Origin of the sequence: Moritella sp. (assembly GCF_033791185.1) — a bacterium.
Classification (GTDB): Bacteria; Pseudomonadota; Gammaproteobacteria; order Enterobacterales; family Moritellaceae; genus Moritella.
This window is the reverse complement of sequence record NZ_JASJHF010000310.1, coordinates 1-11,802: the sequence shown is the minus strand read 5'-3', so window position 1 is coordinate 11,802 and position 11,802 is coordinate 1. Positions and strand designations below refer to the sequence as shown.

11 protein-coding genes are annotated in these 11,802 nt (G+C 42.4%); 8 read left to right on the top strand and 3 right to left on the bottom strand.

Annotation, left to right across the window (positions count from 1 at the left end):
* The 5 genes from QNK26_RS17715 to QNK26_RS17695 form a co-directional block, all read left to right on the top strand.
* On the top strand, window positions 1-698 hold a 698-nt coding region (locus QNK26_RS17715), incomplete at its 5' end, for an ATP-binding cassette domain-containing protein (RefSeq protein ID WP_319225360.1).
* A 68-nt stretch (window positions 699-766) separates the two neighbouring features.
* A complete protein-coding gene (gene rbsC / locus QNK26_RS17710) occupies window positions 767-1,726 on the top strand; it encodes a ribose ABC transporter permease (RefSeq protein WP_319225362.1) in 960 nt (319 codons plus the stop codon).
* 134 nt (window positions 1,727-1,860) lie between these two features.
* Window positions 1,861-2,739, top strand: a complete 879-nt coding sequence (rbsB, locus tag QNK26_RS17705; protein ID WP_319225359.1) for a ribose ABC transporter substrate-binding protein RbsB — start codon at window positions 1,861-1,863, stop codon at window positions 2,737-2,739.
* 148 nt (window positions 2,740-2,887) lie between these two features.
* Entirely contained in the window at window positions 2,888-3,808 is a 921-nt protein-coding gene (gene rbsK, locus QNK26_RS17700; RefSeq protein ID WP_319225357.1) for a ribokinase, read from the top strand.
* A gap of 44 nt (window positions 3,809-3,852) precedes the next feature.
* Window positions 3,853-4,863 carry a substrate-binding domain-containing protein gene (locus tag QNK26_RS17695; RefSeq protein ID WP_319225355.1) on the top strand — a complete coding sequence of 337 codons (1,011 nt, stop codon included), beginning with the start codon at window positions 3,853-3,855 and terminating at the stop codon, window positions 4,861-4,863.
* Between the two features lie 66 nt (window positions 4,864-4,929).
* Here the strand turns inward: QNK26_RS17695 and QNK26_RS17690 are convergent, their stop codons facing one another.
* Entirely contained in the window at window positions 4,930-6,381 is a 1,452-nt protein-coding gene (locus tag QNK26_RS17690) for an NAD-dependent succinate-semialdehyde dehydrogenase (protein ID WP_319225353.1), read from the bottom strand.
* 180 nt (window positions 6,382-6,561) lie between these two features.
* On the opposite strand from QNK26_RS17690, the gene QNK26_RS17685 reads away from it, so the two are divergent.
* Window positions 6,562-7,491, top strand: coding sequence for a LysR family transcriptional regulator (locus QNK26_RS17685; protein ID WP_319225352.1), 930 nt, complete (start codon window positions 6,562-6,564; stop codon window positions 7,489-7,491).
* Window positions 7,492-7,569: 78 nt separating this feature from the next.
* On the opposite strand, the gene lhgO is transcribed toward QNK26_RS17685, so the two are convergent.
* Window positions 7,570-8,820 (bottom strand): L-2-hydroxyglutarate oxidase, encoded by a 1,251-nt coding sequence (lhgO, locus tag QNK26_RS17680; RefSeq protein WP_319225351.1) that lies wholly within the window; start codon window positions 8,818-8,820, stop codon window positions 7,570-7,572.
* Window positions 8,821-8,918: 98 nt separating this feature from the next.
* Window positions 8,919-9,881 (bottom strand): glutarate dioxygenase GlaH, encoded by a 963-nt coding sequence (gene glaH, locus QNK26_RS17675; RefSeq protein ID WP_319225350.1) that lies wholly within the window; start codon window positions 9,879-9,881, stop codon window positions 8,919-8,921.
* A gap of 265 nt (window positions 9,882-10,146) precedes the next feature.
* Between glaH and QNK26_RS17670 the strand changes: the two genes are divergently transcribed.
* Both QNK26_RS17670 and QNK26_RS17665 read left to right on the top strand, forming a co-directional pair.
* Window positions 10,147-11,025 (top strand): LysR family transcriptional regulator, encoded by an 879-nt coding sequence (locus QNK26_RS17670; protein WP_319225349.1) that lies wholly within the window; start codon window positions 10,147-10,149, stop codon window positions 11,023-11,025.
* A gap of 142 nt (window positions 11,026-11,167) precedes the next feature.
* On the top strand, window positions 11,168-11,802 hold a 635-nt coding region (locus QNK26_RS17665), incomplete at its 3' end, for an aminotransferase class III-fold pyridoxal phosphate-dependent enzyme (protein WP_319225348.1).

The window sequence follows — 11,802 nt, the reverse complement described above, 5'->3', positions numbered from 1 at the left end:
GTGACGTCAGCTTTACTTTAGACCATGGTGAGATATTAGGTATTTCTGGCTTAATGGGCGCGGGTCGTACCGAGTTAATGAAAGCGATTTATGGCGCGCTGCCACGTCAGTCTGGCGACGTTGTCCTTGACGATAAAGTGGTTAGTCCTGTTACCCCGCGTGATGGTTTAGCCAATGGCATTGCTTATATTTCTGAAGACCGTAAAGGCGATGGCCTCGTACTTGGCTTATCAGTAAAAGAAAACATGTCATTGTGCGCGTTAGATTCATTGTCTAAAGGGCTGCAGTTAGACCACCACAAAGAAGCTACCGCAGTTGAAGATTTTATGCGTTTGTTTAATGTCAAAACCCCCAGCCGTGATCAAATTATTGGTAATTTATCCGGTGGTAATCAGCAGAAAGTCGCGATTGCCAAAGGCCTGATGACCCGTCCTAAAGTGCTTATTTTAGATGAACCAACGCGCGGTGTTGATGTTGGCGCTAAAAAAGAGATCTACCAGTTAATCAATCAATTTAAAGCAGAAGGCATGAGCATCATTTTAGTATCATCAGAAATGCCGGAAGTATTAGGCATGAGTGACCGAATTTTAGTGATGCATGAAGGCCGGATCAGTGGTGAGTTTATGGCGGCTGATGCTGACCAAGAAAAACTAATGGCGTGTGCTGTTGGCAAGCGTATCGATGAGGCTAGACTATGAACCAAAATGAAACCGTGAGCCAAAACCAAACAGTTAATCCCAATTCCAGCAACATAAGTGGCGATGCAATGACTAAAACCTTAACGAACAAACTATTCACTAAAGAATGGTTAATTGAACAAAAATCATTAATCGCCCTGATCTTATTGATTGTGGTGGTGTCTTTTCTAAACCCTAACTTCTTCACTATGGGTAATATTTTAAACATTTTACGTCAAACGTCAGTGAATGCGATCATTGCGGTGGGCATGACCTTAGTGATCTTAACCGCCGGTATTGATTTAAGTGTCGGTTCGATTTTAGCGCTATGTGGTGCATTTGCTGCGACCTTAATTTCGATGGAAGTATCGGTGATGATTGCGGTGCCAGTGGCTTTGTTTGCAGGTGCGGCATTAGGCGCGATGAGCGGTATTATTATCGCCAAAGGTAAGGTGCAAGCCTTCATTGCGACGCTGGTTACCATGACATTATTACGTGGTGTCACTATGGTATATACCGACGGTCGCCCAATCTCGACGGGTTTTACTGATGTTGCAGACAACTTTTCATTAATCGGTACCGATTACTTATTAGGTATTCCGGTACCAATCTGGTTGATGGTAATGGTATTTGCATCGGTATGGTATTTATTAAATCATACGCGCTTTGGTCGTTATGTTTATGCGATTGGTGGCAACGAAGCCGCAGCACGTTTGTCGGGTATCAATGTAGATAAAGTAAAAATCGGTGTGTATGCCATCTGTGGTCTACTGGCTGCATTAGCGGGTTTGATTGTGACGTCGCGTTTATCATCAGCGCAACCAACAGCGGGTATGGGTTATGAGCTAGACGCAATTGCAGCCGTGGTTTTAGGCGGAACGAGTCTGGCGGGTGGTAAAGGTCGTATCATGGGTACCCTGATTGGTGCACTTATTATCGGCTTCTTAAACAACGCATTAAACCTATTGGATGTATCTTCATACTTCCAAATGATAGCTAAAGCAGTGGTTATTTTACTGGCTGTATTAGTCGATACTAAAAAGAAATAATCATGACGATGAATAAAAAATGACAATAATTAATAAAAACAACAATAGCAATGACAACACATAATAACAAAAACCTGTGAGCACCAGTCACCCTATCTGGTGCAGCAGAATTAACTAACAAGAAGGTATATGTAATGAAAAAATTAGCAACCTTGATCTCTGCCGCTGTCGTTTCAGCTTCTTTCAGTGCAACCGTTATGGCGCAAGACACCCTTGCTATGGTCGTTTCGACGCTAAATAACCCTTTCTTTGTAACCATGAAAGAAGGTGCTGAAGCGAAAGCAGAAAGCTTAGGTTATAAGTTAATTGTGCTGGACTCACAGAACGATCCAAGTAAAGAATTAGCCAACGTTGAAGATCTTACCGTGCGTGGCGTGAAAGCAATTCTAATCAACCCAACTGATTCTGATGCAGTATCCAATGCTATCCGTATGGCTAACCGTGCCGGTATCCCAGTATTAACATTAGATCGTGGTGCAAGTCGCGGTAAAGTAGTGAGCCACATTGCTTCTGATAACGTTGCTGGTGGCGAAATGGCGGGTCAATATATTACTGACACAGTGGGCGCGAATGCTAAAGTTATCCAACTAGAAGGCATTGCAGGTACATCTGCCGCCCGCGAACGTGGCCAAGGTTTCATGCAAGCGGTTGATAAGAATAAAATGGATCTATTAGCTAGCCAACCAGCTGACTTTGACCGTACTAAAGGCCTTAACGTCATGGAAAATATGCTGGCCGCTAACCCTGATGTACAAGCGGTATTTGCCCAAAATGATGAAATGGCACTGGGTGCATTACGCGCTGTGCAAGCATCAGGTAAAGATATCTTAATCGTTGGTTTTGACGGTACAGAAGACGGTCTTGCCGCGGTTAAGCGTGGCATCCTAGGGGCGACAATAGCACAACAACCAGAGCTCATTGGCGCACTTGGTATTGAAACCGCTGACAAAGTACTTAAAGGTCAGACGGTAGATAAAAATATCGCAGTACCACTGAAAGTGATCACTCAGTAGTCATGATGAAAGGGGGGCGCACGAAGCGTTACTCCCTTTACACCTTGCAATTTGCTATTAAAAGATATGACTTAATGCTATGTGTTCAGCTATCGTGTTATTAAGTCATGTTTTATTCTCTCCAGTTACAACGTATTAAGGTTTCTTTATGAATAAGTTAGTTGTGTTAGGCAGTGTAAATGCTGATCATGTTTTACAAGTGGCTTCTTTTCCGCGTCCAGGCGAAACCTTACTTGGCCACGGTTATGCCGTGATCCCTGGTGGTAAAGGTGCTAACCAAGCAGTTGCCGCTGCGCGATTAGGTGCTGATATCGCTTTTATTGCTTGCGTTGGTGATGATAGTTTTGGTCATAAGATGCTTAACGAATTCGCCCGTGATGGTATTAATACCCAAGCGGTGATGGTTGAACAAGATACGCCAACTGGTATCGCGATGATCCAAGTGGCTGCAACCGGTGAAAACAGTATTTGTATTTCGGCAGAAGCTAATGCGCGTTTAACCCCTGAACGACTCGCACCACATGGCGATTTGATCGCACAAGCTGATACATTATTGATGCAATTAGAAACACCGATTGCAACTATTACTCAAGCGGCTAAAATAGCCAAGCAAGCCGGTACGCGCGTGGTATTAAACCCCGCACCAGCACAGCCACTGAATGATGACTTGTTAGCCGTTGTAGATCTGATCACCCCCAATGAAACTGAAGCTGAATTGCTAACCGGCATTAAAGTGACGGATATGGCCTCAGCGCAAGTGGCGGCCAATGTATTGCATGCTAAAGGCATTAGCGAAGTGATGATCACGTTAGGTAGCCAAGGCGTTTGGATCAGTTCAGGTGGCGAAGGCAAGCAAGTGCCTGGTTTCCGTGTCGATGCGGTTGATACGACGGCGGCGGGGGATACCTTTAATGGCGGTCTGTTAGCGGGCTTACAAGCAGGACTTGCATTAAACGATGCGATTATTTTCGCCCATGCCGCGGCTGCTATCTCGGTTACCCGGGTTGGTGCACAAACATCAATACCAACAAAAGCAGAAGTTGAAGTATTCTTATCATCACAACGTTAAGCTTAGATTTTTATATAACTCAATATCATGGACAAAATTAGCCAATGGCAACAATTAAAGACGTAGCAAGGCATGCAGGCGTATCAACGTCTACGGTAAGTCATGTGTTAAATAATACACGCTATGTTAGTGAGGATATTTCGGCGCGCGTTAAAGCGGCCGTTGACGAGTTACGTTACGCACCTTCGGCATTGGCTCGTAGTCTTAAAGTCCAAAGTACTAAAACCTTTGGTATGTTGGTAACAACCTCAACCAATCCATTTTTTGGTGAAGTATTAAAAGGTGTTGAACGTCGTTGTTACGAGCACGGTTACACTTTAATCCTGTGTAATACCGAAGGTGATGTAGCCCGTATGCATGCCAATTTAGATACGTTATTACAAAAACGTGTTGATGGTTTAATGTTGATGTGCAGCGAAGTTGAAAGCCAAGGGTTTAATTTGTTTGAACGTCACAAGCCGGTACCTACCGTGGTAATGGATTGGGGCCCTACTAATTTTTCCTGCGATAAGATCCAAGATAACTCTCATCGCGGTGGTTATATGGCCACTCAACATCTGATTGCTAAAGGCCATACCGACATTGGCTGTATTACCGGTGTATTAGATAAACTAACTGCGCAGCAACGCTTTGCGGGTTTTACCCAAGCAATGGAAGAGGCCGGTTTAGTCATTAATCCCAACTGGGTGACCGCTGGTGATTTTGAATGTGAGGGCGGTGAAAAAGCCTTTGCAGAAATGTATGCTAATGGTCCATTACCATCGGCTTTATTTGTGTGTAATGACATGATGGCGATGAGTGTGATTAATAGTGCCAGTAAGAAGGGCATCTCAGTGCCGGAAGATTTATCGATTATCGGCTACGATGACATTAAGTTAGCCAAATACATTACCCCGTCATTAACCACTATTCACCAGCCTAAGCATCGTTTAGGGAAAAAAGCGGTGGATATGTTGCTCGAAAAAATTAACTCAAAGACTGAAAGTAACCAGATCATCGAATTAGAACCGACCTTGGTTGAACGTGATAGTGTGAGAACTATCTCTGATTGCTAATAGCGTGAACTGAAAAGGCAATATCTGCTGATATTGCCCATGATTAATCAGTTATATTGACGATGTTTAAACATCGATGCCTAAGCATAAATATTTAATTTCTAAGTAGTCTTCAATACCATATTTAGAACCTTCACGGCCATTGCCTGATTCTTTAATGCCACCAAAAGGTGCGACTTCAGTTGAGATTATGCCTTCATTAACCCCAACGATACCGTATTCTAGCGCTTCACCTACTCGCCATATTCTACTATTATCACGGCTATAAAAATAAGCAGCTAAACCGTAAGGTGTATTATTGGCACGGGCAATAACATCTGCTTCATCGGTGAATAGAAAAACCGTCGCTACTGGGCCGAATAATTCTTGCTGGGCTATATCGAGCTCTTCGGTCACATTAGTTAAAATGGTTGGTTGATAATAGAGTTCACCGATGCTTGCCACATGGCCGCCGAGATGTAACTCTGCGCCTTGCGTTAAAGCATGTTGAACGATGCTAGACACTTTATCGATGGCTTTTTTATTGATGAGTGGGCCAATTTCAGTGCCATTTTCTAATCCACAACCTAAGCGTAATTCGCTGACGGCTGTCGTGAACTTGGCCATAAATTCATCGTAGATTGCATCATGCAGATATAAGCGATTAGTACACACACAGGTTTGTCCGGCATTACGATATTTAGAGACAAGCGCACCTTGTACCGCTTTATCAATATCTGCATCATCAAAGACAATAAATGGGGCATTACCACCGAGCTCCATCGAGACTTTTTTTACGGTTCCGGCAGCTTGCTTTAATATGTGCTTACCTACGGCTGTTGAACCAGTGAAAGATACTTTTCGTACCAATGGATGAGTGCAAAGTACTTCACCTACTGCCGCGGGTTGTTTTGTCGTAACTACGTTAATCACACCTTTTGGAATTCCCGCTTGTTCTGCGAGCTTTGCCATTGCTAATGCGCACAAAGGCGTATCTTCACCAGGCTTGACGATAACAGTGCAACCTGCGGCAAGTGCAGGGGCCACTTTACGTGTGATCATTGCAACAGGAAAATTCCATGGGGTGATCGCGGTCACCACGCCAACAGGTTGTTTGATCGTCATATAACGATTTCCCGGCATTGGCGCTGGAATATTATCACCGTAAGTGCGCTTTGCCTCTTCGGCAAACCATTCTACGAATGAAGCACCATACATGACTTCACCATAAGCTTCTTTATAGGGTTTACCTTGCTCAGAGGTGAGTAATTTAGCGAGTTCAGCTGCATTTTCAACGATTAAATTAAACCATGTTCTGAGTAATACCGCGCGTTGTTTGGCGGTGGTTTTACGCCATGTTACTAAGGCCTTATCAGCAGCCAGTACCGCCGCTTCTGCATCTTCAGCGGCCATATCGGGCACCGATGTTATGATTGCCCCGTTCGTTGGATTGATTACATCCATCATGGCGCCACTTTGCGCAGTGGTCCACTGCCCATCGATATATGCAAGAGATTGAACTAATTGTAACTTATTCATTTATTTCACCTATTAGACTAGCTAGCCATTAATAACTTGGATGTGCGTGACCTCTACTGAAAGTATTACCAGCTTCAAAGAATAACGCAACAAACTCATATACAATACAACATAATAGTAATATTTGATCCGTTAGATACATACCTACGTTTAAATCTGAAGTTTTATGGGCATGCAACAATGACAAAAATATCTTTCCCTATTGGGCAGATTGGCGATTATGAAATTAAGCAATTAAAGATATTTAAAACAGTTGCTGATTGTGGCGGTTTTTCTGCCGCGGAGACCGAACTGAATATTAGTCGTTCAACGATCAGTATTCATATATCAAACTTAGAATCTCGCCTGCACTTAACGCTGTGTCGTCGTGGTCGTGCTGGTTTTTCACTCTCAGAAGAAGGGCAAGTAGTTTATGATGCCACTGTTAAGTTATTAGCTGAATTGGACCACTTCAGAAATATTATTAACGGATTAGATGATAAGTTATCAGGCTCTTTAACTGTATTATTTAGCGATACGATCAGTTTGGATGCACGTGCCGGTATCCCTACCGTATTCCGTAATTTTGCCGAAGTCGCTAGTGAAGTCTACTTGACTTCAGAAGTTGCTAAGATGGCTGAAATTGAACGACAAGTATTAAGTGAAGAAGCTGATATCGGTTTTATTCCTTATCATCGTAGCCTTGATGGCTTGGAGTATCAGGCTATTTTTACTGATAATTGCTATTTATATTGCAGTAATGATTGCCCACTTTTTAGCTTGCCAGATAGTGAGCTTAATGACACCGTTATTAACGGTTTCCCTGCGGTTTATGCTGGTATGAAGTCACAAGAAAATATTAATGGCCACCTAGCAAATATGAATATTAAAGCAACAGCGTATAACTACGACTCGCGCTTAGCTTTGCTGCTTTCTGGTCGTTATATTGGCTTTTTACCGGAGAGTTACGCGCAGTCTTATATCGATGCGGGACAATTAAAATGTTTGGCTAAGCAGCAGCGTGTTTATCGTTCTGAAATTATGGCGATCACTAAAAAAACCACGACTGTCAGCCGAGTTCGCTCTTTGTTTATTAAAACATTAGGTGATTTTTACAATCGAGATATTTAAATAACTAAACCATCAACAAGGCTGTTATACCCTTGTTGATGGTGCTTTTAACGCATAAAGATAAGCGTATAATTTATGCTAAGCTGATTGCTGACATAAATCACCATTCTCTGAGATACCTTGTTTTGCCATGATTTTTTCACAAATATAATTGCCGATTGGAATCGCCGATGTGGCAGCTGGTGAGGGGGCATTACAAACGTGTAAGCTACGAGGGCTTTCAGCAAATAGAAAGTCATGCACTAAACTCCCATCTTTTAATACTGCTTGTGCTCGGATCCCCGCAGGGTAAGGCTGTAAGTCTGCAAGTTTAATCTGGTTGCAGTATTTATTTACCAATTTCAAATAACCTGGTTTCCACCATGAGTTTTTGGTTTCAATTAATCCTGATTTTAAGTTGTTCTTCGTAACTTTCCAGAATCCTGAGAAACTGAGCATATCTAGTATATCGCGCCAATTAAGATTTATTTTACCGTAACCTTCGCGTTTCCAGCCTTGCACGGCATTCGGCCCAACAGTGACTGTACCATCGATCATTCGGGTGAGATGCACCCCGAGAAAAGGGAGCTCGGGATCTGGAATCGGATAAATTAGATGATTGACAATATTATTGTGTTTGGTGGGCAGTCGATAGTACTCGCCACGATAAGGAATTATTTGAAAGTCAGTTTCTATATTTAGCATTCGAGTGATTCGGTCTGCCATTAGGCCTGAGCAAGAGACTAGAAAGAGACTCGTAATATTCACTTCTGCTGCGCTGCTTTGGCAGGTTAAAGTGATGTGTTCAGTAGACTCAACTAAATTGATGACTTTGGTATCTAGCATGACTTTTCCACCAAGTCGCACAAATTCCTCGGCCATTTTCTCGGTGACAAGGGTGTAATTGACGATGCTGGTGGTATCGACAAAAATGGCTCCAATCCCTTGGATATTAGGTTCTTTTATTTTTAGTTCAGCTTGGTTTAATAGTGTTACGTGTATATCGTTATCACGACAGCGTTGATAAAGATCTTGCATACGTTGTAGTTCGAGCTGATCGGTTGCGACCAGTAACTTGCCACAGTTGTCCACCGGGATGCGATGTTTTTGGCAAAAATCGGTTGTTGCTTTCACGCCTGCTTTACAGAACTTAGCTTTCATACTACCAGGTTGATAGTAAACACCGGCATGGATAACCCCACTATTATGACCGGTTTGATGACGTGATAATTGCGATTCTTTTTCTACTAATAAAATAGATTTTTCAGGGTGTCGTTGTTGCAGTTGCCATGCTGTTGATACGCCAACAATACCACCGCCGATGATGACATAATCATACATTGCATTCATTCTTTAGTTCCTTTTTATGAATTAGTATTAACCTCAACGTCGATGAAAAGTAACCGAGTTGAGGTTATGGTCGCTAATTGGATTAGTCCGTATGTTATTTATTTCTTTGTAAAATGGCCACGTTGGCGTAGCAATTCACGTTTTAGACCTGGATTCGAAATAAACTTGTCACGACCGTGTAACCAGCAATGATTTTGCACCACTAACATTGCACCTGTTTTAACGCGAACATTGAAACAGTTACTATCATTTTCTAATGATTCGCTCATTTGATGTAAGTATAAGCCTTCTTGCATGCGTTGCGGGCAAGCGAATTGGTCGATAAACAGCATGTGTGGTTTACCGTTTTTATCTTCTTCAAAGAAGACGGGATGCTCAATTTGGTAATTTACATTTTTACTTGGTGGTGTGGTCCAAACAATGTCTTGTTTAGCCAGTGGGTGATTATAAAAATGTGCTAGATCTTGCCATTCGTCAACATGGAGAAGTAAAGAGTCACCCATCTCCATGTTCTTCTCGTCCATTTTCATCATTAGCACGAAATCAGTGCGCTCATCGACATAGGTGCCATCGTTATGCAGCTCCATTCTGCGATGGGGTTGGCGTAAATAGCTATCACTATTGTCTTCATTTTTAACCGTGAATCGTGCGTAATACTTACCATACATTGAATCAAAATTGGGTAGGCCAATTAGGTGAGAAATAGCCGTTGATAAGATAACGAAAAAGTCACGCTGTTCATCGCTGTCGACAAAGCTCGCTTGTGCAGATTCATCTGCTTGTAATAAAAATGCCGCTCTTTGACGATCTTGCATAATTTCGTTGAGTAATTGTCCCAGTTCGTAATCACAAGCTCGATCGAGTTTATCTGCCACGGCATAGCGTAAAAATGGTTTGTATTCTAATGCTTGTAAGCCCCATTGACTTGTTGCTGCTATGAAGTTGTCTAGCGTGGCTTTTTCGATGGTGATTACTTGCAAGCGAGGATTTTCAGCATGTGGTGTAACTTGGAAACCATGATAATAAGTGGTGTTTTCTTTAGTGGCTAAGGCAGTGCTCATGAGTGATGTCCTTTTCTTTATTGAACTAATTAAGATGTTTAGCAAGTAAAGCGTGCGGACTCAATGTGAGTCAATTGACGCGAGTTAACAAAACCATAACAAATAACTTTCCATATTCACAATATATGATAAGTATAGTTTTAATCATTTTTATTGATACTTGGTGTGGTTGATAATTAGGTACTGTGTTGATGAGTAGAGCGATAGCGTTGATAATTTAACTGCGCTATCGCTGCGGATTGAAGTGCAATAAGGACGTTGAATTATGGATTTTAAAAGGCTGTATTATTTTACGGTGTTAGCGCGAACGGGGAACTTTACTAAGGCAGCTGAGGAGTTAGGGATTGCGCAGTCAGCATTGAGTATGAGCATTCAGAAGTTGGAGAAACAACTGGCATTGAAACTGATTAACAGAGCTGAGCGCAAGATGAGTATTACCAGTGATGGCGAAGTATTGTTGATGCATGCGCAGAAAATTTTAGCGGATGTCAAACAAGCCAAAATACAGCTACAAGAACTTAAGGGGCTTGAGTCTGGTATCATCAATCTCGGCGTTTCAGCCATGATCGGATCTTACTACCTCCCTGAGATCTTGGCATTATTCAAACAGCGCTACCCTGGTATTCAAATTAATATTCATGAAGCGGGGACGGCGACTTTAGCTAAAATGCTGGTTGATGGCGAATTAGACTTAGCGATGATCCGTGCCGATAGGAATTATGACAATATCCGTTGCATTACTTTAGCTAAAGAACAAATTGTGGCTTGTGTACCACGGCAGCATGAATTTGCCCAACGCGATAGCGTCACACTCGAGCAATTTTGCGGTCAACCTTTGGTTCTATTCCGCGAAGGTTACTTTCTACGGGAAGCGGTGAGCAGTTATTGTCAGCAACATCGAATTAACCCTGATATTCGTTTTGAAACGAATTTAATTGAATTGTTGAAATCTCTCGTCCGCAAGCAAATAGGTATATCGACTTGTTTACCTATTATTTTGGCCGAAGATGGCGAACTCGTGACAGTGCCTTTTGATCCCTGTATTCCATTACATTTGGGGATAGGTTGGAAAGCAAGTCATTACCTATCCCAAGCATCACAAGCATTGGTTACATTTCTACAAGAAGAAATGGATGGCGGATAAGCCTAATGTTTGAAAATGCTAAACCTTTATTTTTATTCACGGTGATTTTTCTTGCTGGAGCGGCAGTCTAATCTGATTGCATGTAATACACGATCATATAACAACGCAACCATATCAACATAATCATATAAAGGTCTGACTGATGGAAAATAAAACTAATTACGACGCATTCTGGATGCCGTTTACCGCAAACCGTGATTTTAAAGCTAACCCTCGTATCATAAATCGTGCTGAAGGCATGTATTGTTATGCTGATAATGGTCGCGAATTGTTAGATGGCACAGCAGGTTTATGGTGTGTGAACGCGGGGCATGGTCGTAAAGAGATCGGTGATGCTATGGCTAAGCAAGTCGCTAAACTCGATTACAGCTCACCATTTAACTTTGGGCATGATATCGGTTTTGAATTTGCAGAGCGTCTGATTGAGTTTACGCCTCCTGGTTTAAACAAGGTCTTCTTCACCAACTCTGGCTCAGAAGCTGTCGAAAGCGCAATGAAAATCGCGATGGCCTATCAACAAGCGAAAGGTAATACCGGTAAATTTCGTTTTATTGGCCGTGAGCTTGGTTACCATGGCGTGAATTTTGGCGGTATTTCGGTGGGCGGGCTAGCACCAAATCGTAAAGGTTTTGGACCTTTGTTAGCGGCAGACCATCTCGATCATACCTTAGATATAGCGCGTAATGCTTTTAGTAAAGGTTTACCAGAGTTTGGCGCTGAGAAAGCCGAGCAGTTGGAGACGTTAGTGCAATTTCATGGTGCTGATAGTATCGCCGC

Bases quoted from the DNA above. Each gene is read 5' to 3' on its own strand.
- glaH (WP_319225350.1), bottom strand. From the start codon at position 9,881: ATGAGCACTGCCTTAGCCACTAAAGAAAACACCACTTATTATCATGGT.
- QNK26_RS17690 (WP_319225353.1), bottom strand. From the start codon at position 6,381: ATGAATAAGTTACAATTAGTTCAATCTCTTGCATATATCGATGGGCAG.
- QNK26_RS17670 (WP_319225349.1), top strand. From the start codon at position 10,147: ATGGATTTTAAAAGGCTGTATTATTTTACGGTGTTAGCGCGAACGGGG.
- QNK26_RS17695 (WP_319225355.1), top strand. From the start codon at position 3,853: ATGGCAACAATTAAAGACGTAGCAAGGCATGCAGGCGTATCAACGTCT.
- lhgO (WP_319225351.1), bottom strand. From the start codon at position 8,820: ATGAATGCAATGTATGATTATGTCATCATCGGCGGTGGTATTGTTGGC.
- rbsB (WP_319225359.1), top strand. From the start codon at position 1,861: ATGAAAAAATTAGCAACCTTGATCTCTGCCGCTGTCGTTTCAGCTTCT.
- rbsK (WP_319225357.1), top strand. From the start codon at position 2,888: ATGAATAAGTTAGTTGTGTTAGGCAGTGTAAATGCTGATCATGTTTTA.
- QNK26_RS17685 (WP_319225352.1), top strand. From the start codon at position 6,562: ATGACAAAAATATCTTTCCCTATTGGGCAGATTGGCGATTATGAAATT.
- rbsC (WP_319225362.1), top strand. From the start codon at position 767: ATGACTAAAACCTTAACGAACAAACTATTCACTAAAGAATGGTTAATT.